Source organism: Mycobacterium branderi, assembly GCF_010728725.1.
Classification (GTDB): Bacteria; Actinomycetota; Actinomycetes; order Mycobacteriales; family Mycobacteriaceae; genus Mycobacterium; species Mycobacterium branderi.
The window spans coordinates 4,335,750-4,358,530 of the sequence record NZ_AP022606.1 but is presented as its reverse complement, the minus strand read 5'-3'; the positions used below and the strand labels follow the sequence as shown (position 1 = coordinate 4,358,530).

Genomic DNA, 22,781 nt, shown 5'->3' with positions numbered 1-22,781 from the left:
TGGTAACGCCCGGCCCGTCACGCGAATTCGGCAATGACCAACAGATCCGGCCGAGGCGGTGTTTGATTGACGCATCAGTCAACAAGTCTTTAGTGTGCCGGTATGTCGCAAGCGGTGGCGCGGGCGTTGGTGCTGGAAGCGCCGCGGCACCTGACCGGCCGGGAGCTTCCGGTGCCGGCGCTTGGCGACGACGACGCACTGATTCGGGTGGCCGCCTGCGGGCTGTGCGGCACCGACCACGAGCAGTACACCGGGGTGCTGTTCGGCGGGTTCGCATTCGTTCCCGGTCACGAGACTGTCGGGACCGTCGAGGCGATCGGGCCACGAGCGGCGCAACGCTGGGGGGGTGGCCGCCGGTGACCTGGTGGCCGTCGAGGTATTCCAGTCCTGCCGTGCGTGTCCGGCGTGCCGAGCGGGGGAGTACCGGCGTTGCGAAAAGCATGGACTGGCCGACATGTACGGGTTCATTCCGGTCGACCGCGAGCCCGGGCTGTGGGGCGGCTATGCCGAATACCAATACCTGGCATCGGACTCGATGGTGCTGCCGGTGCCGGCCGGCCTCGACCCGGTCGTCGCCACGTTGTTCAACCCGCTGGGTGCCGGAATACGCTGGGCCACAACGGTTCCGGGAACGAGATCGGGCGACGTGGTGGCGGTGCTGGGCCCGGGCATCCGCGGGCTGTGCGCGGCGGCGGCCGCCAAAGAGGCCGGCGCGGGTTTTGTGATGGTGACCGGCCGGGGTTCGCGCGATGCGGGGAGGTTGGCGCTGGCGCCGAAGTTCGGCGCCGACCTGGCCGTCGACGTCGGAGTCGACGATCCGGTGCGCGCGCTGAAGCAAGCCGCCGGCGCGCTGGCCGATGTCGTCGTCGACGTCACGGCCCGGGCGCCATCGGCATTCGCACAGGCGATCGCGCTCGCCCGTCCCGCCGGAACCGTCGTCGTCGCCGGCACTCGCGGATTCGGTGTTGGCGCCCCGGGCTTTTCACCTGACACGCTGGTGGCCAAGGAGTTACGGGTGCTGGGGGCCCTCGGCGTCGACGCCATCGCCTACCGGGCGGCGCTTGATCTGCTGGCGTCCGGCCGCTATCCGTTCGCGACTCTGCCACGCCGCTGCGTTGGCCTCGACGATGCCGAAGACCTGCTCGCCACCATGGCAGGCGAGCGCGACGCTGTCCCGCCAGTCCACGGAGTGCTGATCCCATGACCAAACCTCGCGTCCCCCTGCTGCCCGTCGACGAGGCCATGGCCGCCGCCGACGAAGCGGGCGTGCCCAATTACATGGCCGAGCTCAACATCTTCCGGGTGCTGCTCAACCACCCCGGCCTGGCGCGTGGACTCAACGATCTGCTGGCGACCATGCTGTGGCACGGCGCGCTCGACTCGCGGCTGCGCGAGCTGGCGATCATGCGGATCGGCTGGCTCACCGCCTGCGAATACGAGTGGACGCAGCATTGGCGCGTGGCGCAGGGCCTCGGGGTGTCTCCCGACGATCTGCTGGGTGTGCGGGAGTGGCAGTCCTACAAGGGGTTTGGCGCTGCGGAGCGGGCAGTGCTGGCCGCCACCGACGACGTCGTGCGCGACGGCGCGGTGAGCGCCGAGAGCTGGGCGGCGTGCGAACGCGAACTCGGCGCCGATCGGGCGGTGCTCATCGAACTGGTCACCGCGATCGGCGCGTGGCGAATGGTCGCATCGATCCTGCGCAGCCTGCAGGTCCCGCTGGAGGACGGCGTCGCCGGCTGGCCGCCCGACGGCCAAGCGCCATAGATGCGTCGAGTGTGGGCTTAAGGTACGCGTCCGTCGAAAAAGCGTGGCACAAGCCCACATTCGGCGGGAGTTAAACGATCCGGTAGGTCTGCACGGCGTGCGCGACGACGTTCCCGTCGGGGTCGGTGGCGGTGATCTCGGTGAACGTGAGCTCCTTGCGCCGCCGCGTGGTACGGGCGTGGCACAGCAGATCGCAACGTTTGGCCGCGCCGGTGTATTGGATGCTCATCGCGACGGTGGACGCCCGCATGCCCTTGTCGAAGTCGTGGTTGGACCAGGCCGCGGCCGCGCCGGCGGTGTCCATCACCGACGCGATCACGCCGCCGTGAAAGTAGACGCCGTCGTTGGTGAGGTCCTCGCGGAACGGCAGCCGGACAGTGACGTCGTCGGGCTCGTAGCGGTCGAAGACAATGCCGAGCCCGGCCAGGAACGGCGTCGTCGGCATCAGATCCCGCACCGCCAAGCGGTGCTTGTGCTGCTGCTCGTCGGTCAACATGATCCGCACCCTACGTGTGATTGACACGTCAATCAATAACTCGGTAGCGTCATCGCCGTGCGAACCAGAGCCGCCGAACTGCTCGGCGTGGAGTTCCCGATCTGCGCATTCAGTCACTGCCGCGACGTGGTGGCCGCGGTGACCAACGCCGGTGGTTTCGGCGTCCTTGGCGCCGTCGCGCACAGCCCGCAGCGCCTCGACACCGAGTTGTCGTGGATCGAAGAACAGACCGGCGGCAAGCCCTACGGCGTCGACCTGCTGCTGCCGCCCAAATATGTCGGCGCCGAGTCGGGCGGCATCGATGCTCAGCAGGTGCGGGAGCTGCTTCCCGAGGAACATCGCGCCTTCCTCGACGAGCTCCTGGACCGCTACGGAATCCACGGCCCCGCAGGGTCTTTGCCGCCGACCGCGGGGCTCAACGTGTCGCCGAAGGGGTACCAGCCGCTGCTCGACGTCGCCTTCGACCACGACATCCGCCTGATCGCCAGCGCACTGGGCCCGCCGCCCGCCGATCTGGTTACCCGCGCCCACGACAACGACGTGCTGGTGGCCGCGCTGGCCGGCACCACCGAGCACGCCCGGCGGCACGCCGCCGCCGGGGTCGACCTGATCGTCGCGCAGGGCACCGAGGCCGGTGGCCATACCGGCGAGGTGGCGACGATGGTGCTGGTGCCTGAGGTCGTAGATGCCGTACGTCCGGTTCCCGTCTTGGCCGCGGGCGGGATCGCCCGCGGACGGCAGATCGCCGCGGCGCTGGCCCTGGGCGCCGAGGGAGTGTGGTGCGGGTCGGTGTGGCTGACCACCGAGGAGGCCGAGACGCCGCCGGTGGTCAAAGACAAGTTCCTGGCCGCGTCGTCGTCGGACACCGTGCGGTCGCGGTCGCTGACCGGCAAGCCCGCGCGGATGCTGCGCACCGCGTGGACCGACGAATGGGAGCGGCCGGAAAGCCCTGCGCCCCTTGGCATGCCGTTGCAGAGCGCGCTGGTCGCCGAGCCGCAGCTGCGGATCAACCGGGCTGCCGGCCAACCCGGCGCGAACGAACTGGCCACCTATTTCGTCGGTCAGGTCGTCGGCTCGCTGGACAAAGTGCGGCCGACGCGGTCGGTGGTGCTCGACATGGTCTCGGAATTCATCGACGTCGTCGCGCGCCTCGACGAGTTGGTCGAACGGTGAGCCCAGCCGGCACCCGCACCCGCCGGCGCCGCGCGGTCAGCGACGAGGACAAGTCGGCCCGTCGCGACGAGATCATGGCCGCAGCCAAAAAAGTCTTCGCACGCAAGGGTTTTCACGCCACTACGATCGCCGACATCGCCAAGGAAGCGGGACTGGCGTACGGGTCGGTCTACTGGTACTTCGACTCAAAAGACGAGCTGTTCCACGCGTTGATGGCCGTCGAGGAACAGGCGCTGCGCGCGTGCGTCTTGGGCGCGGTGTCGGCGCCGGCCGACGGGGCGGAGCCGTTTCGCACCGCCGTCCAGGCAACGCTGGAGTTCTTCGAAGCCGACAAGGCCACCGTCAAACTGCTGTTCCGCGACGCCTACGCGCTGGGCGACCGCTTCGAAAAGCACCTTGGCGGCATCTACGAGCGGTTCATCGACGACATCGAAACCTTCATCGTCAACGCCCAGCACCGCGGCGAGGTGGTGGCCGCCCCGCCGCGAATGGTGGCCTACACGCTGGCGGCGCTGATCGGTCAACTGGCGCACCGGCGGCTCTCCACCGACGACGGTGTCACCGCGGCCGAGGTCGCGGATTTCGTTGTCTCGCTTGTCCTTGACGGGCTGCGCCCGCGCTAGCCGTGCGCTTCGTCGTCGTCGGCGCCGGGATGGCCGGGATCCTGTCCGCGATCAAGTTGCGCGAGGCGGGGTTCACCGACGTCGTCGTCTACGAGAAGGCCGACCAACTCGGCGGCACCTGGCGGGAGAACACGTATCCGGGCATCGCGTGCGACGTCCCGGCCCACCTGTACAGCTACACCTTCGCGCCGAATCCGGACTGGAGCCACGTGTTCGCGCCCGGCCCGGAAATCCTGGCCTACTTCCACGACGTGGCGCACCGCCACGGCGTCGACAGCCTGATCCGCTACGGCACCGAGGTCCGCCGGCTCGAATACGACGGAAAACGTTGGCAGATAACGACTTCCACTGGCGAGCGGGATGAGGCTGACGTCGTCGTCGCCGCCACCGGCGTGTTGCACCACCCGCGCTATCCCGACATCGACGGGCTCGACGACTTCGCCGGGTCCGTTTTCCACAGCGCCCGCTGGGATCACCGGGTGCCGTTGGCGGACGCGCGGCTCGGGGTGATCGGCACGGGTTCGTCAGCGGTGCAAATCGTCGGCGCGGTCACCGATCTCGTCGGCGAGCTGCGGCTGTTCCAGCGCACCCCGCAGTGGGTGCTGCCCGTGCAGAACCCGCCGATCGACGCCGCCGACAGGGCGCGCTACCGGGCCGACCCGACGCTGCTGCCTGCGCTGCGCGACGAACTCAACAGCGGCTTCATCCAGAACTTCGCCAACGCCGTCGTCGACGCCGACTCGGCCGCGCTGCATCAGCTGCAAAGCCTGGCCCGCGCCAACCTCGAGGACAACGTCGCCGACCCGGAGCTCCGCGAGAAGCTGCGGCCCGACTACCGGGCGGGGTGCAAGCGGCTGATCATCTCGCCGAATTTCTACGAGGCCATCCAGCGGCGGGGCGCCCACCTGGTCACCGAGCGCATCGCCCGGGTCGAGCCCGACGGCGTGCGCACCGCCGACGGCCGGCTGCATCGGCTCGACGTGCTGGTGCTGGCGACCGGATTTCGGGTCGACCGTTTCCTGCGCCCGATCGAGGTGATCGGGCGCGGCGGGATACGTCTCGACGAGCTGTGGGGCCAGCGGCCGTTCGCCTACCTGTCGGTGTCGGTCCCGGATTTTCCCAACCTGTTCATGCTCAACGGACCCAACGGCCCGGTCGGCAACTTCTCGCTGATCGACGTCGCCGAGGCACAGTTCGGATATCTGATGCAGCTCATCGAGCTGCTGGGCGACGGCGGCTGCCGCCAGATCAGCGCCAGCCGGCAAGCCACCGCCCGCTTCGAGGCCGCGCGCGTGCAAGCGGCCAAAAAGACCGTCTGGGTGACCGGCTGCCGGAGTTGGTACCTCGACGATCGCGGCGTTCCGGTCGCCTGGCCGTGGACTTTCACCCGCTTCCGGGAGGTCATGGCGTCACCTGCGCTGAACGACTACGAGCTGGTATAAGCCCTGGTAAACCTGCAGCGGCCATTCAGTGAATTCACAGGTGTGGTGAATTGACCCGTTCCAGTTCTTCGTGCATCATCGGTTTCGTAAGCACCTCGTTAGGCGAGGCGTCTACACGGATATAGGCCACTGACCCCGAACGTCGAGAGACGCCCAGGGTCAGGACAGCTCCTCCCGGCTTAAGGGTTGAGCCCAAGTGGCTTCCGGGATTCCGGATACGCCGTGTAGTGCCGAAGCTCTGACGAGTGGGGTGCGGCTTCCCGATCTATTCGGGTTCTGTACTCCTGCTTGCGTGCAACCCGCGCGGATGACCGCGCGCGACGTAGCCGTGAGGAGGTGAGGGACGCATGAGTTCCAGTGACAGTCCGGACCGATATCCGGGCTCCGTTTCGTCCCGATCCGGCCTCCGGCACGCCGCTCTTCGCTGAGCCAGCGCGTACGCCTCGACGGTCCGTTTCGGACGGGACATACGAACCCTGTTGTGCCCGTTTGATTTCCGCCTAGGAGGCGACCATGACCGCTGTACTGTACGACGACGTGGTAACCGCGACGCCGACGCCGAAGCTGCGGGTAGTTCCTGCCCCCAAGCCGGCGGCTGCGCCGGCGTCGAAGCAGACCTCCAGGCGGCCGGATCGCCCGTTCGGCGGCGACCCGCTGGTCGACGGGGCTGCCCGGCTGCTCTGTGTTCCGCTGCGGCAGCTCTACGCCGCGCTGTGGCGGGCAGGGATCCTGGAAGTCAGCGCCTGAAAGTCCGTCGCTCCCGGTGCCGAGATTTCACCTCGGTGCCGGGAGCGCTTTTATGTCCGGGCTGCGGCGATCTCTTCCGGTTTCGCCAGCGGCTCATGGGGGTCGAGGTGCACTCCGCCGGCCTTCAGCGTGGTGTCCAGCAGCAGCCAGACCCACTCGGCTAGCTGGTCGATGAACTCCTCCTCCGAATACCCGCCCGGCTGCCGCAACCACTGGCGTGCCGCGGAATCGACGAAACCGAAGATGCCGAACCCCAGCGGCTGGGCCGGTTGCGGGTCCAGCCCGAAAGCATTCAGGTAATCGGCCAGCAGCTGAGCCAACAGGGCGCCGGCGGTGTCTCGGATGTAGGTGATCGCGTCGGGCGCGTCGGGCTCCGCGGTCAACGAATGGCATGCCAGGTACAGATACAAGTTGGTATGGGCGGTCAGCCAGCGGATATGCGCGCCGACGCCGATCGTGACCATTTCCAGGGGGCTGCCGGTGGGCTTCCACACCGGCTCCAGCTCGGTGATCAGCATCCCGGCCGCCCGGCGCGCCACCTCGCGATGCAGGTCGGCCGCGCCGTCGAAGTAGCGGTACAGCTTGGTCCGGGTGACCCCCACCTGCGCGGCGATCTGCTCGATGGACGTCGTGGGCCCGCATTCGGCGATGGTCTGCAGTGCGGCCTCGACGAAATCGGCGCGACGCCGTTCGCGTTGGCCGGCCCAGCGAACCGCCCGGCCGTCGACGGCTTCAGACACTGAACGGCTCACTTTGGAGCCCACCCTTTACATGGGACATGATGTACCCCTATTCTACCGGGTACGCCGTGTACCAGGGGGTTTTGGTGGACCAGAAGCCGACACTGTGTTCGTTGCTCGCCTCCGACATCGGTGAGCGTACCGGCGCCGACGTGGTGGCAAGGATGCACCTTCAGGGTCCGGGTGTCGCGGTGATGACCGACACCGACGGTGCATACGTGCACCGGTGCGACGGCAGCGCCTTGGTTCAGGACCTCTCGGACGTGGGTTACCTTGGCATGCAAGGCATTCAGGCGCTGCTGACGCTGGCGGAAGACGTCGCGAGGGCCGGCGTCGGGTGGCTGCGTCACGCCTGAGCCGCGATCAGCGCGGATAGCCCGTCTTTGTAGGCGGCGAGGCTGTGCCGCCAGCCCACGTCGACCGGGCCGCCGCTGTCGACCAAGATTTCGGCGCCGACGTGCACGTAGGGCGACGGCGGTACATGCGGCACGATGTCGAGGAAATTGACTACCCGAAAACAGCTTTCGATGGCCGCGTTGAACGCGGCCGCGAAGTCGGACAACCCGACCCGCGGGCCCGCGAACGTGATGAGCCGCGGTTCGATCGTGTTCGGCGGCATCCCGCGGAAGATGTCGGGCGCGGCGAGTACGGCCAGCGCCGCGCCGAGGCTGTGCCCGGTGATCAGGATCTGATCGCAGCCGGTGCTCGCGGCCGCGAGGTTTGCGGCAATGCTGGCGCGGACAAGCTCGTAGACCTCTTGAAACCCGCTGTGCACCTGCCCGAACCCGCTGACGGGGCGGTAGTCCTCGGGAACCGCGTCGAAGTCGGCCACCCAGTCGGCCAGATCGGAGCTGCCCCGAAACGACACGAACGCGGTGCGAGTGGCAGCACTGTGGCCCATCAACCCAAAGATGTTGGTGTCCTTGGTCATTGCCGCGACGGCGGGATGCGGGTCGCTCATCGCGGCAAGCACCGCGGTCTGCACTTGGATCAGTGCGGTCTGAGTGAAACCCGACGGCAGCACGGCGGGGCTGCCGTCCATGACGGAGTAGGCCGCCGTCGCCAGCGGCAGGACTACGTCGCGCGCGAACGACGCATCGAATGCCACCGCCGAAGTGTAGGAGGTTGCGGTGATGCGCAGTAGCGTTTACGCATGGCGACCGATCTGACGGTGTACGTCGACGACGACCCCGGGGAGCTCGCCCGGGTCGGCGACGTGCTGGGCGACGCAGGCGTGAACATCGCCGGTCTGTGCGCCGTCACCAGCGGCGGGGGACAGGCCAAGATCCACATCTTGGTGACCGATGCGACGCCCGCGTTCGAAGCGCTGCAGGGTGCGGGGATCGAAATCGCCGAGGAGCAAGAGGTGATCGTGCTCGACGTGGAGGACCGCCCCGGCGGACTCGCGGAGGTCGTGCACAAGTTGGGCGCCGCGCAGGTCAACCTGGAGACCGTATATCTGGCGACTAACACCCGGCTGGTGCTGGCCGCCGACGACCTGGCCGGCGCCAAGGCCGCGTTGGGCTGAGCGGCTCTACGGGGTCAGCCGGGTGACGGCGCTCCACCGTTTGTTTCCCGGATTGCGGGGGTCCGGCTCGGGTAGGTACGCGGCGAAGCGATACGGAAAAGGCAGCCTGCCGAAGCGATGGGCGGCCTGCAATATCGCCTCGGTCTCGACGGGTTTCCAGCCGAGATCTTCGAAGTAGGCCAGCCCGTTCCCCGGCCCGAATTTGAACGGCGCGTTGGCCATGATGCCTTTGGTCTTCTTGCCCATCCATTTCTTCAGCCCGGCGCCCCAGAATTCGAGCACCCACCAGGCGACCTCTGGACGTCTGAAGGCCTGCGCCAGGGCGGCGACGTCGTCGGGGTCGAGGTACATCAAAAGCCCCTCGGTCAGGACCAGCGCCTTGCGGGCACCGCTTAGCGCCTCCGTCAAGAACGCGTCGCGGGCCGCCGGGTCGGCGAGGTCGACGGCCCACCGACTCAATTGGCATCGCGGCGTCTGGTCCGCGAGTGCTTGCTCCTTTTCCGCCAACAGCGCCGGCAGGTCCGCTTCGATCCAGGTGAAATCCGGTGGCAGGTCCAGCCGATACGGCCGGGTGTCCAAACCGGCGGCCAGATTGAGCACCCGATCGCAGCCCTCGCCGATGGCCTTGACGACGATGTCGTCTATCAGCTTGGTGCGGGTCACCAGCGCCCAGCTGACCCGCGGGGCTGCGGCGACGATGGCATGGCCGCGCTCACCGGCGAGCCGCTCGGCGAGGTGGTCGTCGAACAGCGCGTCGGGCCGGGCGGACTCGGTGGCGCGGTAGGCCGCGATCCAGCGTGCCGTGTCGGAAACGTTCGCGATGAGGGTGTCGGCGCCAGCGTCGGGTCGTGTCATGCAACTGACCCTACGGTGATAAGTCGCATCACACAACTGACTCGGTTAGCATGGGTTGATCATGTTGGACCGCGAGTACCCCGACCAGGTCTGCTCGATCGCGCGCACCCTCGAGGTGATCGGACAACGGTGGTCCGTGCTCATCATCCGCGACGTCTTCCTCGGCCGGCACCGGTTCGACGAGCTGTGCGCCGGCACCGGCATCACCCGCAGCATGCTTGCCGCGAGGCTGGCGCACCTGGTCGACGAGGGCGTGCTGGAACGGCGGCGCTACCAGAGCCGGCCCGAGCGATTCGAATACCACCTCACCGAGAAGGGCCGCGCGTTGTGGCCGGTGCTCACGCAGCTGATGTTGTGGGGTGACCGGTACTACGGCGAACCGGGCGGGCCGCCGATGGTGCTGGAACACCACGACTGCGGCGGACATCCCGAGGGCCGTCTGCACTGCGACCGGTGCGGCGCCGCGCTCACAGTCGACGAGGTGCGGGCTCGCCCGGCTCGATTTGCGCGCCGCCCGTAGAATCGACCCAGCGGCGTCGATCCGGCCATCACCGGGGAGCCTTCGGAAGAACGGCCAGTCAGGCTCAGTAGAACCGAACGGGATGGCCCGTCACAGCCTGCAATGAGCGGCCACGCCTCGGTGTGGCAAGCGGGGTGGTACCGCGGCGCTCGCGCTACAGCGCGTTCGTCGTCCCCGGCCAAACAGTGGCACAGGGAGACGACGTTTTGACTTACCCGAAGCTGGCCGGCGGGGCGCCCGACTTTCCGGCGGCCGAACTCGCGGTCCTCGACTACTGGGGCCGCGACGACACCTTCCGCGCCAGCATCGCCCGCCGCGCCGACGCGCCGGAGTACGTGTTCTACGACGGGCCGCCGTTCGCCAACGGCCTACCGCACTATGGGCATCTGCTCACCGGTTACGTCAAAGACATCGTGCCGCGGTATCGCACGATGCGCGGCTACAAGGTGGAGCGCCGCTTCGGCTGGGACACCCACGGCCTGCCCGCCGAACTCGAAGTCGAGCGGCAGCTCGGCATCACCGACAAATCCCAGATCGACGCGATGGGCATCGCCGCGTTCAACGAGGCCTGCCGCGAATCGGTGTTGCGCTACACCGACGAATGGCAGGCCTATGTCACCCGTCAGGCCCGTTGGGTGGACTTCGAGCACGACTACAAGACCCTCGACTTGCCGTACATGGAGTCGGTGATCTGGGCGTTCAAGCAGTTGTGGGACAAGGGCTTAGCGTACGAGGGTTACCGGGTACTGCCGTATTGCTGGCGCGACGAAACCCCGTTGTCCAACCACGAGCTGCGGATGGACGACGACATCTACCAGAGCCGCCAGGATCCGGCGATCACCGTCGGATTCCTGGTGCCCGAAGGGGAATTGGCCGGCGCGTATCTGTTGGTGTGGACGACGACGCCGTGGACGCTGCCGTCCAACCAGGCGGTCGCGGTCAATCCGGACGTGGAGTACGTGCAGGTGCGGGTAGGGGACCGGCGTTATGTGTTAGCGAAGGCGAGGTTGGGCGCATACGCCCGCGAATTCGACATCGCACAAGAACTGCTTGGGACCTATAGCGGCGCCGATCTCCTAGGTACGCGGTATCTGCCGCCGTTCCCGTACTTCATGGACTCGCCCAACGCATTTCAGGTACTGCCCGGCGAGTTCGTGACAACCGAGGACGGTACCGGGATCGTGCACATGGCGCCGGCCTACGGCGAGGACGACAAGGACACCGGGGATCGGGCGGGCATCGTGCCGGTGACGCCCGTCGACGCCAAGGGCCGCTTCGACGCCACCGTCCCGGACTATGCGGGCCAGCACGTCTTCGACGCCAACCCGCACATCATCCGCGACCTGAAGAACGGCACCGGTCCCGCGGCGGCCAACGGCGCGGTGCTGCTGCGCCATGAAACCTACGAGCACCCCTACCCGCACTGCTGGCGCTGCCGAAACCCGTTGATCTACCGGGCGGTGTCGTCGTGGTTTGTCAAGGTCACCGAATTCCGCGACCGGATGGTCGAACTCAACCAGCAGATCACCTGGTATCCCGAACATGTCAAGGACGGTCAGTTCGGCAAATGGCTGGCCAATGCGCGCGACTGGTCGATCTCGCGAAACCGCTACTGGGGCACGCCGATTCCGGTGTGGGTCTCCGACGACCCGGCGTATCCGCGGATCGACGTGTACGGCAGTCTCGACGAGTTGGAGCGCGACTTCGGCGTGCGGCCGGACAACCTGCACCGGCCCTACATCGACGAGCTCACCCGGCCGAATCCCGACGACCCCACCGGCCGGGCGACGATGCGGCGCATCCCCGACGTGTTCGACGTGTGGTTCGACTCCGGCTCGATGCCCTACGCGCAGGTGCATTATCCGTTCGAGAACCGCGAGTGGTTCGACACCCACTACCCGGGCGATTTCATCGTCGAATACATCGGGCAGACTCGCGGCTGGTTCTACACCCTGCACGTGCTGGCCACTGCGTTGTTCGACCGGCCGGCTTTCAAAACCTGTGTGGCACATGGCATTGTGCTGGGCAGCGACGGGCAGAAGATGAGCAAGTCGCTGCGCAACTACCCTGACGTGACCGAGGTGTTCGACCGCGACGGCTCCGACGCCATGCGCTGGTTTCTGATGGCCTCGCCGATCCTGCGGGGCGGCAACCTGATCGTCACCGAGCCCGGCATCCGCGAGGGTGTTCGCCAGGTCATGTTGCCGTTCTGGAACGCCTACAGTTTTTTGGCGCTGTATGCGCCGAAAGTCGGTACGTGGCGCACGGATTCGTCGCATGTGCTGGACCGCTACGTTCTGGCCAAGCTGGCCGCGCTGCGCGAGGACCTCACTGCCGAGATGGACGTCTGCGACATCTCGGGTGCCTGCGAGCAACTGCGCCAGTTCACCGAGGCGCTGACCAATTGGTATGTGCGACGTTCTCGCCAACGGTTCTGGGAGGAGGACGCCGACGCGATCGACACCCTGCACACCGTGCTGGAAGTGACGGCCCGGCTGGCCGCGCCGCTGCTTCCGCTGACCACCGAGATCATCTGGCGCGGCGTCACCGGCGAGCGTTCGGTGCACCTGACCGACTGGCCGTCAGACGACCTGCCGGCCGATCCGGGCCTCGTCGCCGCAATGGACCAGGTTCGCGAGGTGTGCTCGGCGGGGTCGTCGCTGCGCAAAGCCAAGCGGCTGCGAGTGCGCCTCCCTCTACCGAAACTCACTGTCGCAGTGGAGAACCCGTCGCGGCTGGAGCGGTTCACCGATCTGATCGCCGACGAGCTCAACGTCAAGCACGTCGAGCTCACCGACGACATCGCCCGCTACGGCCGTTTCGAGCTGACGGTCAACGCCCGCGTCGCGGGGCCGCGCCTGGGCAAGGACGTGCAGGCAGCCATCAAGGCGGTCAAGGCCGGCGAGGGCGTCGTGAACGACGACGGCACACTGACGGCCGGCCCTGTGGTGCTGCAACCCGACGAGTACAGCTCCCGGCTGGTAGCCGCTGACCCCGATTACACTGCGGCGCTGCCCGACGGCGCCGGCCTGGTGGTGCTCGACGGCACCGTGACTCCCGAGCTGGAGGCCGAAGGATGGGCCAAGGACCGCATCCGCGAATTGCAGGAGCTGCGCAAGTCGACCGGTCTCGACGTGTCCGACCGGATCAGCGTGGTGATGTCGGTGCCCCCCGAACGCGCCGAGTGGGCAGAAGCGCACCGCGACCTCATCGCCGGCGAGATCCTGGCTACCAGTTTCGAATTCGGTGCACCCGCCGATGGTGTCGAAATCGGCGACGGCGTGCGGGTGGGCATTGCGAAGGTGTGAATCAGCGGTCTGGTCGTAACGCCTGCCGCGCATACGGCCAGAACGGCATACCCGCAAGGACGGTGGCGCCGGCGGCGATGAGACCGATTGCGGCGTCGACACTCTGGCGTCCGTCGGCCTTCCAGTAGACGTCCTCGAGGTCGAGCAGCAACGCCAGCTCGTCGACGATCATCGCGTTGGCCGCCCCGAACGCCACCGCCGCGACAGGGTGGCGCCGCTGTCTGTCCGATCCACGCAGGCCCACTGCACCCACCGCCGACAGCAACGCAATCCCGATGTTGTAGTGGTGAAAATGCCGGTTGCCCAGCTTTATCCCGCCGCCCGAGGGGCCGTGACCGGCGTGGATCCAGTGGGTCAGTGCTCGCAGCCCGGTGAACGTGACGGTAAACGCCGCCCAGGCCAGCACGGCGGAGCGTTCGTCGGATTCCAGACGCTGCAGCCATTCCTGACGCAGCCGCAACCAGGCCGTCGACATGTCGCTCCTCAACCGGGCTTCACTGCGGCGGTGACACAGGTTCATCGCCACGAATCAAGACGTTAGCGCAATAGCATCTGCGAGTGTGGACTCGCGGTGGGTGCTGCATTTCGACATGGACGCGTTCTTCGCGTCCGTCGAGCAGCTGACCCGGCCCACGTTGCGGGGCCGCCCCGTGCTGGTGGGCGGGCTGGGCGGGCGCGGGGTGGTGGCCGGTGCCAGCTATGAAGCGCGAGTTTTCGGCGCCCGGTCAGCGATGCCGATGCATCAGGCGCGCCGACTGGTCGGCATCCATGCGGTGGTGCTGCCGCCACGCGGCGTCGTCTACGGGGTGGCCAGCCGCCGGGTTTTCGACGTCATCCGCGGTGTGGTGCCGGTCGTCGAACAGCTGTCGTTCGACGAGGGATTCGCGGAGCCGGCGGAGCTGGCAGGAGCCTCGCCGGGCGACGTCGAGCAGTTCTGCGAGCAGCTGCGGCGACGGGTGCGCGACGAGACGGGCTTGGTGGCCTCCGTCGGCGCCGGGTCGGGCAAGCAGATCGCCAAGATCGCCTCGGGCATGGCCAAACCCGACGGCATCCGGGTGGTCCGCCGCGCCGAGGAAACACAGCTGCTCGCTGGCCTTCCGGTGCGACGGCTGTGGGGGATAGGCCCGGTCGCCGAGGAAAAGCTGCATCGACTCGGCATCGAGACCATCGGGCAGCTCGCGGCGCTGAACGAAGCCGAGGTGGCGAGCATTCTCGGTGCCACGATCGGGCCCGCGTTGCACCGGCTGGCCCGCGGCATCGACGAGCGCCCGGTCGCCGAACGGGCCGAAGCCAAGCAGATCAGCGCCGAGTCCACCTTCCCCGCCGACCTGACTACGCTCGAGGAGCTGCAGGAGGCCGTCGGCCCGATCGCCGAGCACGCCCATCGGCGACTGACCCGCGACGGCCGCGGCGCCCGCACCGTCACGGTGAAGTTGAAGAAGTCCGACATGAGCACGCTGACCCGCTCGGCGACCCTGCCCTACGCCACCGCCGACGCCGCCGCGCTGATCGCGCTGGCCCGCCGGTTGCTGCTCGACCCACGCCACATCGGGCCGATTCGCCTACTCGGCGTGGGGTTTTCGGGCTTGTCCGATGTGCTTCAGGAGCCGTTGTTCCCCGACCTTGAGCCTGCTGCCGAGACATCGCACGCCGACCACGCCGCGGACACGCCGGCACAGCCGGACACCACGACATGGCGGATCGGCGACGACGTCACCCACCACGACTTCGGCCACGGCTGGGTGCAGGGCGCCGGCCACGGCGTGGTCACCGTGCGGTTCGAAACCCGCAGCACCGGGCCCGGGCCGGCACGCACGTTCGCGACCGACACCGGCGACCTCGCCGCCGCCAACCCGGTCGACAGCCTCGACTGGCCGGATTATGTTGCCGCGCTTGTCGAATCAGCCCCAGCGGTCGACGACGTCGCGGAAAGGTAGACCGGCCGCCAGCGCCGCCATCAGCAGCACACGGACCTGGCTCGGCGGCAGCAGCGGCACCATCACCGCGCCTGCGTCAACCAGGTCACGGCCGGGGCCGTAGCCCGGACCGACCCTGGCCCCGGCGACCCGGCTGGACACCGCGACCACCACGCCGTCGGCGCAATGCCGGCGCACGCCGTCGATCACTGCCGCTCCCGCGTTGCCCGAGCCCAGCGCCTCCAGCACCACGCCGCGTGCGCCGGCCGCCACGCAGGCATCCAGCGCTGTCGCGTCGCCGCCCGGATAGGTCGCAACGATGTCGACGCGCGGGGCGCCGGCCGCGCTCAGCTCGCCCAGGTACGGCCGGGCTTTGTCCCGGACGACCTCGTCGACGGTCCCCAGCGGCTCACCCGCCAAGCCGGTTACCACCTTCCGCAGGCCCAGCGGCTGCAACAGCCGACCGCCGAAACACACCAGCACGCCCAGGTCGCGGGCGTCGGCGCTGCCAGCGACGGACAGCGCGTCGCGCAGGTTGGCCGGACCGTCGGCGTCGGGCGCGTCGGCGCTGCGCAGGGCGCCGGTGATCACGACCGGAGCGGCGCCGTCGTAGGTGAGGTCGAGCCACAGCGCGGTCTCCTCGAGGGTGTCAGTGCCGTGCGTGACGACCACGCCGCGCGCGCCACCGTTTACCGCCGCGCGTACCGCCGCACCGATCACGTCCCAGTCGGGCGGCGTCAGCTGCGAGCTGTCCAGCGATAGGACGTCGACGACATCCACGTCGAGACCCGCGGTCAGCTCGGCGCCGCTGCGGGTCGGCCGGCGCACCCCGTCGGCGTCGGTGCTGGTGGCGATCGTTCCACCGGTGCTGATCACCGTGAGGCGGCTCATGCTGGGATGATAGGGGCGTGACTGACGAATCCCCTGCGGGGACGCCGCAAGCTCCTGCGCCGCCGCGACGGCTGCGCCTGCTGCTCTCGGTGGCGGCGGTGGTGCTGGCGCTCGACATCGTCACCAAGGTCCTCGCGGTCAAGCTGCTGACGCCCGGCCAGCCGGTGTCGATCATCGGCGACACCGTGACCTGGACCCTGGTGCGCAACTCCGGTGCCGCGTTTTCGATGGCGACCGGATACACCTGGCTGCTGACCCTGATCGCGACCGGCGTGGTGGTCGGGATCTTCTGGATGGGTCGCCGTCTGGTGTCGCCGTGGTGGGCGATCGGGCTGGGCATGATCCTGGGCGGCGCGATGGGCAACCTGGTCGACCGGTTCTTCCGGTCGCCGGGTCCGCTGCGCGGGCATGTCGTCGACTTCCTCTCGATCGGCTGGTGGCCGGTGTTCAATGTCGCCGACCCGTCGGTGGTGGGCGGGGCGATCCTGCTGGTTGCGCTGTCGGTGTTCGGCTTCGACTTCGACACCGTCGGCCGGCGGAAACCAGGCGGCGAACTGGTGGAGACCGCCGGCAAGCCCGAGCGCTGATGCCCGACCGTTCGATGCCTGTCCCAGAGGGCTTGGCGGGCATGCGCGTGGACGCGGGGCTGGCGCGGCTACTGGGCCTGTCGCGCACCGCCGCCGCGGCGCTGGCCGAAGGCGGCGACGTCGAGCTGGACGGCGCGCCGGCCGGCAAGTCCGATCGACTGACCCCCGGTGCCCTGCTGCATGTGCGGCTGCCCGATGCGCCGGCCCCGCTGGAGAACACGCCCGTCGAGATCGAGGGCATGACGGTGCTCTACGCCGACGACGACATCGTCGCGGTCGACAAGCCCGCCGGGGTGGCCGCGCACGCATCGGTGGGCTGGACCGGGCCGACGGTGCTGGGCGGACTGGCCGGCGCCGGCTTCCGGATCACCACGTCGGGTGTGCACGAGCGCCAGGGCATCGTGCACCGTCTGGACGTCGGAACGTCCGGGGTGATGGTGGTGGCCATCTCCGAGCGGGCCTACACCGTCCTCAAGCGGGCATTCAAGCAGCGCACCGTCGACAAGCGGTATCACGCGCTGGTGCAAGGACATCCGGATCCCTCCAGCGGCACCATCGACGCGCCGATCGGCCGCCATCGGGGCCACGACTGGAAGTTTGCCGTCACCGCGAATGGCCGGCACAGCTTGACCCATTACGACACCATCGAGGCGTTCGTGGCGGCCAGCCTGCTCGACGTGCACCTGGAAACCGGTCGCACGCACCAGATTCGGGTGCATTTCGCCGCGCTGCACCACCCCTGCTGCGGTGACCTCACCTATGGCGCCAACCCGAAACTGGCGAAAAAGCTTGGGCTGGAACGGCAATGGCTGCATGCGCGGTCGCTGGCATTCGCTCATCCGGCGGACGGCCGGCGCATCGAGATCGTCAGCCCGTACCCCGAGGATCTGCAGCACGCGCTGGATGTGCTGCGGGCCGAGGGCTGATCATGCCGGCTTGCGGGCCTCGACGAGGACCCGGGTGGCGTGGGCGACGAAGGGCCCGTCGCGCGTGATCTGTTCATGCAGCTCGTGCAACCGCTCCCGGTAGCGCTCGACCGTGAAATCGGGCACCGTCCAAATCACCTTGCGCAAGAAGTAGATAACCGCACCGACGTCGAAGAATTCGGCCCGTAGCCGTTCCATCCGGATATCCACGATGTCCAACCCGGCGGCTTGTGCCTGCGCGCGCTGGACGTCGGGGTGAAACTCGTCCCATTTCTGCGGCTGCGGCCCCATGAAGTACTCGTAGAGCTCGCACATGGTTGCGGGGCCGATCTGTTGGGCGAAGTAGGTGCCGCCCGGCCGCAGCACCCGGGCAATCTCACCCCATCGCACCGGCACGGCATGGCGGCTGGTCACCAGGTCGAACGCCGCATCAGCGAACGGCAACCGCGCCTCGTCGGTGGTCGCGACGACCACCACGCCGCGCGGATGCAACAGCTTGGTCGCCAACGCCGCATTGGGCGGCCAGGACTCCGTCGCGGCCATCGTGGGCGGAAACGTCGGGGCCTCGGCCAGTACCTCACCGCCGCCGGTATCGATGTCGCAGGCGGCCGACGCCTCCGCCAGGCGTTGGCTCATCAGCCGCTGATAGCCCCACGACGGGCGTTCCTCGGTAGCCCTGCCGTCCAGCCAGGAGAAGTCCCAGCCGTCGACGGGTGCGGCGGCGGCTTCTGCGACGAGCTCGTCGAACGTGCGCGACATGCATGCATTGTCGCGTTCGACGTCACGTGGCGCGTCAGACTCGCGCTGTCTCGGCGTCCGATGCGATGTCGCCGGCGAGCGGCGCCACCACGGCGAGTATCTCGTCGATCGTCTCGGACGGCACTCCGGCGGCTGCCAGGGAGTCCGTCAGATGCCCGGCCACCAGGTTGAAGTGGTGCATGGTGATGCCGCGGCCCTGATGCACCTGCTTCATCGACGCGCCGGTGTACGGCTCGGGGCCGCCCAGCGCCGCGGCCAGGAACGCGGCCTGCTTGCCCTTGAGCCGGTGCATGTTCGTTCCAGCGAAGAAGCCCGCCAGTTCGTCATCGTCGAGCACCCGCATGTAGAAGTCCTCGACAACCATTTCGAGCGCCTCGTGGCCGCCGATCTTGTCGTAGATGCTGGTCGCTTTGCTCTTGCGAAACAGTGAAAGCATTCCCATGCGTCTAGCGCATCATTGGCCGGTTGCACGTCAGTTAGACCGTCGTCACGGACGGATTACTCGATGTAACAAGCCGATTGCCCGCGATTCACCCACTGTGGTGCAGCACAGATCGTCGCTAGGCCTTCTGGCGCGGCCTGATCTTGAACGAGATCCGGAGCTTCGTGCGGTAGGTGATCCCCCCACTGGAGTCCAGGGCCAGGTCCTGCTCGACGACCTCGGCGACCCGGATGTCGTCGATGGTCTCCTGCGCCCGGCGCACCGCTTCCGCCGCGGCGTCCTCCCAAGACACGGTGCTCGTCCCGATCAAGTCGGTGACCCGGTACACGCTCATGCCTGTCAAGCTAGAGCAGGCACCGGCAACTGTGGCGAAAACGGGACTTTTCAGACACGGGTTGCGACACGCCGAGACCCGTCGGTGCCCGGTCATAGACTGGCGTCTCTATGACCGATCCGTCCGCTCTTCGCGCAAGCGTCCCCCGCAAGCGGGAGGTGCCCCCACACCGCGCGTCCTTCGTGCACCTGCATAACCACACCGAGTATTCGATGTTGGACGGTGCCGCGAAGATCACGCCGATGCTCGCCGAGGCCGAGCGGCTGGAAATGCCCGCGATCGGGATGACCGACCACGGAAACATGTTCGGGGCCAGCGAGTTCTACAACGCGGCCACCAAGGCGGGGATCAAGCCGATCATCGGCGTCGAGGCGTATATCGCGCCCGGCTCGCGGTTCGATACCCGGCGCATCCTCTGGGGCGACCCGGGCCAGAAGAGCGACGACGTCTCCGGCTCGGGCTCCTACACCCACCTGACCATGGTCGCCGAGAACGCCACCGGCCTGCGCAATTTGTTCAAGCTGTCGTCGCTGGCGTCCTTCGAAGGCCAGCTGGGCAAGTGGTCGCGGATGGATGCCGAACTGGTCGCCGAGCACGCTGCCGGCATCATCGCCACCACCGGCTGCCCGTCCGGTGAGGTGCAGACCCGGCTGCGGCTCGGGCAACGCCGCGAAGCGCTGGAAGCGGCCGCCAAGTGGCGCGAGATCTTCGGCCCGGAGAACTACTTCCTCGAGCTGATGGACCATGGTCTCGATATCGAACGCCGGGTCCGCGACGGGCTGCTCGAGATCGGCCGCACGCTGAACATCCCGCCGCTGGCCACCAACGACTGCCACTACGTCACCCGCGACGCCGCCCACAACCACGAGGCGCTGCTGTGCGTGCAGACCGGCAAGACGCTGTCGGACCCCAACCGGTTCAAGTTCGACGGCGACGGCTACTACCTCAAGTCCGCGGCCGAGATGCGCGAGATCTGGGACGGCGAGGTGCCCGGCGCGTGTGACGCGACGCTGCTGATCGCCGAGCGGGTGGGCTCTTACGCCGACGTGTGGGCGCCGCGCAACCGGATGCCGGTCTTCCCGGTGCCCGAAGGCCACGACCAGGCGTCCTGGCTGCGTCACGAGGTGGACGCCGGGCTGCGGCGACGCTTCCCCGACGGGCTGCCCGACGGCTACGCGCAGCGCGCCGCCTACGAGATCGAAGTCATCTGCGACAAGGGATTTCCGTCGTACTTCCTGATCGTCGCCGACCTGATCAACTACGCCCGCTCGGTCGACATCCGGGTCGGGCCGGGCCGCGGCTCGGCGGCCGGCTCGCTGGTGGCCTACGCGCTCGGCATCACCGACATCGACCCCATCCCGCACGGGCTGCTGTTCGAGCGCTTCCTCAACCCGGAACGCACCTCGATGCCCGACATCGACATCGACTTCGACGACCGCCGCCGCGGTGAGATGGTCCGCTACGCCGCCGAGAAATGGGGGCAGGACCGGGTCGCCCAGGTCATCACCTTCGGCACCATCAAAACCAAAGCGGCGCTGAAGGATTCGGCACGCATCCACTACGGGCAGCCGGGCTTTGCGATCGCCGACCGGATCACCAAGGCGCTGCCGCCGGCGATCATGGCCAAAGACATTCCGCTGGCCGGCATCACCGACCCCAACCACGAGCGCTACAAGGAAGCCGCCGAGGTCCGCGGCCTGATCGACACCGACCCCGATGTGCGCACCATCTACCAGACTGCCCGCGGCCTGGAGGGCCTGATCCGCAACGCGGGCGTGCACGCCTGCGCGGTGATCATGAGCAGCGAGCCGTTGACGGAGGCCATTCCGCTGTGGAAGCGGCCGCAGGACGGCGCCATCATCACCGGCTGGGACTACCCGGCCTGTGAGGCCATCGGCCTGCTGAAGATGGACTTCCTGGGCCTGCGCAACCTGACGATCATCGGCGACGCGATCGAAAACATCAAGGCCAACAGGGGAATTGACCTCGACCTTGAATCGGTGCCGCTGGACGACAAAGCGACCTACGAGCTGCTGGGCCGCGGCGACACGCTCGGGGTGTTCCAGCTCGACGGCGGGCCGATGCGCGACCTGCTGCGCCGCATGCAGCCCACCGGATTCGAAGACGTCGTCGCGGTCATCGCGCTGTACCGGCCCGGGCCGATGGGACAGAACGCCCACAACGAGTACGCCGACCGCAAGAACGGCCGCCAACCGATCAAGCCGATCCACCCCGAGCTGGCCGAGCCGCTCGAGGAGATCCTCGCCGAGACCTACGGCCTGATCGTCTACCAAGAGCAGATCATGCGCATTGCCCAGAAGGTGGCCGGCTACTCGCTGGCCCAAGCCGACATTCTGCGCAAGGCGATGGGTAAGAAAAAGGCCGACGTGCTGGCCGCCGAGTACGAAAGCTTTTCGGCGGGAATGCAATCCAACGGTTTCTCGGCCGCTGCCATCAAGGCGCTGTGGAACACCATCCTGCCGTTCGCCGACTATGCGTTCAACAAGTCGCACGCCGCCGGCTACGGCATGGTGTCGTACTGGACCGCGTACCTGAAGGCGAACTATCCCGCCGAATACATGGCGGGGCTTTTGACGTCGGTGGGCGACGACAAGGACAAGGCCGCGGTGTACCTGGCCGACTGCCGCAAGCTCGGCATCACCGTGTTGCCGCCTGACGTCAACGAGTCCGGGCTCAACTTCGCCTCCGTCGGCGCCGACATCCGCTACGGGCTTGGCGCGGTGCGCAACGTCGGCGCCAACGTCGTTGCGTCGCTGATCAATACCCGTACCGAGAAGGGAAAGTTCACCGACTTCTCCGACTACCTGAACAAAATCGACATCGCGGCCTGCAACAGGAGGGTCACCGAGTCGCTGATCAAAGCCGGCGCGTTCGACTCGCTGGGCCATCCGCGCAAGGGGCTGTTCCTGGTGCACACCGACGCCGTGGACTCGGTGCTGGGCACCAAGAAGGCCGAGGCGATGGGCCAGTTCGACCTGTTCGGCGGCGAAGATGCCGGCGCCAACGCGGTTTTCACGATCAAGGTGCCCGACGAGGAGTGGGACGACAAGCACAAGCTCGCCCTGGAGCGCGAGATGCTGGGCCTGTACGTGTCCGGGCACCCGCTCAACGGCGTGGCCCATCTGCTGGCCACCCAGGTCGACACGCCCATCCCGGCGATCCTCGACGGCGACATTCCCAACGACGCTCCGGTCAAGGTGGGCGGGATCCTGGCCTCGGTCAACCGCCGGGTCAACAAGAACGGGATGCCGTGGGCGTCAGCGCAATTGGAAGACCTCACCGGTGGGATCGAGGTGATGTTCTTCCCGCAGACCTATTCCGCGTACGGCGCCGACATCGTCGACGACGCGGTGGTGCTAGTCGGCGCGCGGGTGAAGATCTCCGACGACAGGATCTGCCTGATAGCCAACGAGCTTGTGGTGCCGGACTTTTCCGGCGCCCAGGTGGACCGGCCGCTGGCGGTCAGCCTGCCCACCCGGCAATGCACTATCGACAAGGTCACCGCGCTCAAGCAGGTACTGGCCCGGCACCCCGGCACGTCGCAAGTACACCTGCGGCTGATCAGCGGCGACAGGATCACCACCCTGGAACTCGACTCGTCGCTGCGGGTGACGCCGTCGCCGGCGCTGATGGGCGATCTCAAGGCGCTATTGGGCCCCGGCTGCCTGGGCGGCTGAACTTTTGCATTGAGATTGCGCTCAGGGTTGTG

General features: G+C 67.8%; 22 protein-coding genes, 1 pseudogene and 1 riboswitch. Of the genes and pseudogenes, 14 read left to right on the top strand and 9 right to left on the bottom strand.

The genetic code is table 11. The annotated features are described in order from the left end of the window. The first annotated feature begins 102 nt into the window (after nucleotides 1-102). Together G6N47_RS21020 and G6N47_RS21015 are read left to right on the top strand one after the other, a co-directional pair. Nucleotides 103-1,204, top strand: a pseudogene (locus G6N47_RS21020) (zinc-dependent alcohol dehydrogenase). Next, complete coding sequence (locus G6N47_RS21015) at nucleotides 1,201-1,764, top strand: carboxymuconolactone decarboxylase family protein (RefSeq protein ID WP_083132928.1); 564 nt, start codon at nucleotides 1,201-1,203, stop codon at nucleotides 1,762-1,764. Before G6N47_RS21020 ends, G6N47_RS21015 begins: the two are co-directional and overlap by 4 nt. A gap of 70 nt (nucleotides 1,765-1,834) precedes the next feature. On the opposite strand, the gene G6N47_RS21010 is transcribed toward G6N47_RS21015, so the two are convergent. Then, the gene (locus G6N47_RS21010; protein WP_083132955.1) at nucleotides 1,835-2,260 is read right to left on the bottom strand and encodes a PaaI family thioesterase; all 426 of its coding nucleotides are present in this window, start codon (nucleotides 2,258-2,260) and stop codon (nucleotides 1,835-1,837) included. A gap of 57 nt (nucleotides 2,261-2,317) precedes the next feature. Here G6N47_RS21010 and G6N47_RS21005 point away from each other — a divergent pair, with 57 nt between their 5' ends. The 4 genes from G6N47_RS21005 (at nucleotide 2,318) to G6N47_RS20990 (ending at nucleotide 6,245) form a co-directional block, all read left to right on the top strand. Then, a complete protein-coding gene (locus G6N47_RS21005) occupies nucleotides 2,318-3,433 on the top strand; it encodes an NAD(P)H-dependent flavin oxidoreductase (RefSeq protein WP_083132927.1) in 1,116 nt (371 codons plus the stop codon). Continuing rightward, a complete protein-coding gene (locus tag G6N47_RS21000; protein ID WP_232080261.1) occupies nucleotides 3,430-4,056 on the top strand; it encodes a TetR/AcrR family transcriptional regulator in 627 nt (208 codons plus the stop codon). Before G6N47_RS21005 ends, G6N47_RS21000 begins: the two co-directional genes overlap by 4 nt. A 2-nt stretch (nucleotides 4,057-4,058) precedes the next feature. After that, nucleotides 4,059-5,498, top strand: coding sequence for a flavin-containing monooxygenase (locus tag G6N47_RS20995; protein WP_232080260.1), 1,440 nt, complete (start codon nucleotides 4,059-4,061; stop codon nucleotides 5,496-5,498). Nucleotides 5,499-5,585: 87 nt separating this feature from the next. Next, nucleotides 5,586-5,755: riboswitch (M-box (ykoK) riboswitch) on the top strand. A gap of 256 nt (nucleotides 5,756-6,011) precedes the next feature. Next, nucleotides 6,012-6,245 (top strand): Rv1535 family protein, encoded by a 234-nt coding sequence (locus tag G6N47_RS20990; protein ID WP_083132926.1) that lies wholly within the window; start codon nucleotides 6,012-6,014, stop codon nucleotides 6,243-6,245. 50 nt (nucleotides 6,246-6,295) lie between these two features. Here G6N47_RS20990 and G6N47_RS20985 read toward each other — a convergent pair whose 3' ends face one another. Beyond that, a complete protein-coding gene (locus G6N47_RS20985; protein WP_179966407.1) occupies nucleotides 6,296-6,997 on the bottom strand; it encodes a TetR/AcrR family transcriptional regulator in 702 nt (233 codons plus the stop codon). Between the two features lie 74 nt (nucleotides 6,998-7,071). Here G6N47_RS20985 and G6N47_RS20980 point away from each other — a divergent pair, with 74 nt between their 5' ends. Continuing rightward, on the top strand, nucleotides 7,072-7,341 hold the full coding sequence (locus G6N47_RS20980; protein WP_139799603.1) for a hypothetical protein: 270 nt from the start codon (nucleotides 7,072-7,074) through the stop codon (nucleotides 7,339-7,341). On the opposite strand, the gene G6N47_RS20975 is transcribed toward G6N47_RS20980, so the two are convergent. After that, on the bottom strand, nucleotides 7,332-8,093 hold the full coding sequence (locus tag G6N47_RS20975; RefSeq protein ID WP_083132923.1) for a lipase family protein: 762 nt from the start codon (nucleotides 8,091-8,093) through the stop codon (nucleotides 7,332-7,334). The two genes, G6N47_RS20980 and G6N47_RS20975, sit on opposite strands and share 10 nt — an antisense overlap. A 45-nt stretch (nucleotides 8,094-8,138) precedes the next feature. Between G6N47_RS20975 and G6N47_RS20970 the strand changes: the two genes are divergently transcribed. Then, nucleotides 8,139-8,513, top strand: a complete 375-nt coding sequence (locus G6N47_RS20970; RefSeq protein ID WP_083132922.1) for an amino acid-binding protein — start codon at nucleotides 8,139-8,141, stop codon at nucleotides 8,511-8,513. 6 nt (nucleotides 8,514-8,519) lie between these two features. Here G6N47_RS20970 and G6N47_RS20965 read toward each other — a convergent pair whose 3' ends face one another. Then, on the bottom strand, nucleotides 8,520-9,368 hold the full coding sequence (locus G6N47_RS20965; RefSeq protein WP_083132921.1) for a class I SAM-dependent methyltransferase: 849 nt from the start codon (nucleotides 9,366-9,368) through the stop codon (nucleotides 8,520-8,522). A 61-nt stretch (nucleotides 9,369-9,429) separates the two neighbouring features. Between G6N47_RS20965 and G6N47_RS20960 the strand changes: the two genes are divergently transcribed. Together G6N47_RS20960 and ileS are read left to right on the top strand one after the other, a co-directional pair. After that, the gene (locus G6N47_RS20960) at nucleotides 9,430-9,888 is read left to right on the top strand and encodes a winged helix-turn-helix transcriptional regulator (protein WP_083132920.1); all 459 of its coding nucleotides are present in this window, start codon (nucleotides 9,430-9,432) and stop codon (nucleotides 9,886-9,888) included. A gap of 206 nt (nucleotides 9,889-10,094) precedes the next feature. Next, the gene (gene ileS / locus G6N47_RS20955; RefSeq protein WP_139799602.1) at nucleotides 10,095-13,196 is read left to right on the top strand and encodes an isoleucine--tRNA ligase; all 3,102 of its coding nucleotides are present in this window, start codon (nucleotides 10,095-10,097) and stop codon (nucleotides 13,194-13,196) included. A 1-nt stretch (nucleotide 13,197) separates the two neighbouring features. Here the strand turns inward: ileS and G6N47_RS20950 are convergent, their stop codons facing one another. After that, complete coding sequence (locus G6N47_RS20950) at nucleotides 13,198-13,671, bottom strand: hypothetical protein (RefSeq protein WP_179966406.1); 474 nt, start codon at nucleotides 13,669-13,671, stop codon at nucleotides 13,198-13,200. 85 nt (nucleotides 13,672-13,756) lie between these two features. Between G6N47_RS20950 and G6N47_RS20945 the strand changes: the two genes are divergently transcribed. Continuing rightward, nucleotides 13,757-15,133, top strand: coding sequence for a DNA polymerase IV (locus tag G6N47_RS20945; RefSeq protein ID WP_083132919.1), 1,377 nt, complete (start codon nucleotides 13,757-13,759; stop codon nucleotides 15,131-15,133). Here the strand turns inward: G6N47_RS20945 and G6N47_RS20940 are convergent. Further along, nucleotides 15,098-16,003, bottom strand: coding sequence for an asparaginase (locus G6N47_RS20940; protein ID WP_083132918.1), 906 nt, complete (start codon nucleotides 16,001-16,003; stop codon nucleotides 15,098-15,100). The two genes, G6N47_RS20945 and G6N47_RS20940, sit on opposite strands and share 36 nt — an antisense overlap. Nucleotides 16,004-16,020: 17 nt before the next feature. Here G6N47_RS20940 and lspA point away from each other — a divergent pair, with 17 nt between their 5' ends. Beyond that, nucleotides 16,021-16,590, top strand: a complete 570-nt coding sequence (lspA, locus tag G6N47_RS20935; RefSeq protein ID WP_083132917.1) for a signal peptidase II — start codon at nucleotides 16,021-16,023, stop codon at nucleotides 16,588-16,590. Further along, on the top strand, nucleotides 16,590-17,516 hold the full coding sequence (locus G6N47_RS20930; RefSeq protein WP_083132916.1) for an RluA family pseudouridine synthase: 927 nt from the start codon (nucleotides 16,590-16,592) through the stop codon (nucleotides 17,514-17,516). Before lspA ends, G6N47_RS20930 begins: the two co-directional genes overlap by 1 nt. Here the strand turns inward: G6N47_RS20930 and G6N47_RS20925 are convergent, their stop codons facing one another. From G6N47_RS20925 to G6N47_RS20915, 3 genes are all read right to left on the bottom strand, one after another. Further along, a complete protein-coding gene (locus tag G6N47_RS20925; RefSeq protein WP_083132915.1) occupies nucleotides 17,517-18,275 on the bottom strand; it encodes a class I SAM-dependent methyltransferase in 759 nt (252 codons plus the stop codon). A 34-nt stretch (nucleotides 18,276-18,309) separates the two neighbouring features. Beyond that, nucleotides 18,310-18,717 carry a group I truncated hemoglobin gene (locus G6N47_RS20920; RefSeq protein ID WP_083132914.1) on the bottom strand — a complete coding sequence of 136 codons (408 nt, stop codon included), beginning with the start codon at nucleotides 18,715-18,717 and terminating at the stop codon, nucleotides 18,310-18,312. A gap of 118 nt (nucleotides 18,718-18,835) precedes the next feature. After that, nucleotides 18,836-19,051: a dodecin family protein gene (locus G6N47_RS20915; protein WP_083132913.1), complete on the bottom strand. Its 216-nt coding sequence runs from the start codon at nucleotides 19,049-19,051 to the stop codon at nucleotides 18,836-18,838. A gap of 110 nt (nucleotides 19,052-19,161) precedes the next feature. Here G6N47_RS20915 and dnaE point away from each other — a divergent pair, with 110 nt between their 5' ends. After that, entirely contained in the window at nucleotides 19,162-22,749 is a 3,588-nt protein-coding gene (gene dnaE / locus G6N47_RS20910; protein ID WP_083132912.1) for a DNA polymerase III subunit alpha, read from the top strand. Nucleotides 22,750-22,781: the final 32 nt, after the last annotated feature.

Excerpts from the sequence above, each read along its gene's own strand:
- G6N47_RS20990 (WP_083132926.1), top strand. The coding sequence starts at position 6,012 with ATGACCGCTGTACTGTACGACGACGTGGTAACCGCGACGCCGACGCCG.
- G6N47_RS20940 (WP_083132918.1), bottom strand. The coding sequence starts at position 16,003 with ATGAGCCGCCTCACGGTGATCAGCACCGGTGGAACGATCGCCACCAGC.
- G6N47_RS20925 (WP_083132915.1), bottom strand. The coding sequence starts at position 18,275 with ATGTCGCGCACGTTCGACGAGCTCGTCGCAGAAGCCGCCGCCGCACCC.
- G6N47_RS20950 (WP_179966406.1), bottom strand. The coding sequence starts at position 13,671 with ATGTCGACGGCCTGGTTGCGGCTGCGTCAGGAATGGCTGCAGCGTCTG.
- G6N47_RS20920 (WP_083132914.1), bottom strand. The coding sequence starts at position 18,717 with ATGGGAATGCTTTCACTGTTTCGCAAGAGCAAAGCGACCAGCATCTAC.
- G6N47_RS20970 (WP_083132922.1), top strand. The coding sequence starts at position 8,139 with ATGGCGACCGATCTGACGGTGTACGTCGACGACGACCCCGGGGAGCTC.
- G6N47_RS20930 (WP_083132916.1), top strand. The coding sequence starts at position 16,590 with ATGCCCGACCGTTCGATGCCTGTCCCAGAGGGCTTGGCGGGCATGCGC.
- G6N47_RS20965 (WP_083132921.1), bottom strand. The coding sequence starts at position 9,368 with ATGACACGACCCGACGCTGGCGCCGACACCCTCATCGCGAACGTTTCC.
- G6N47_RS21015 (WP_083132928.1), top strand. The coding sequence starts at position 1,201 with ATGACCAAACCTCGCGTCCCCCTGCTGCCCGTCGACGAGGCCATGGCC.
- dnaE (WP_083132912.1), top strand. The coding sequence starts at position 19,162 with ATGACCGATCCGTCCGCTCTTCGCGCAAGCGTCCCCCGCAAGCGGGAG.
- G6N47_RS21010 (WP_083132955.1), bottom strand. The coding sequence starts at position 2,260 with ATGTTGACCGACGAGCAGCAGCACAAGCACCGCTTGGCGGTGCGGGAT.
- G6N47_RS20960 (WP_083132920.1), top strand. The coding sequence starts at position 9,430 with ATGTTGGACCGCGAGTACCCCGACCAGGTCTGCTCGATCGCGCGCACC.
- G6N47_RS20915 (WP_083132913.1), bottom strand. The coding sequence starts at position 19,051 with ATGAGCGTGTACCGGGTCACCGACTTGATCGGGACGAGCACCGTGTCT.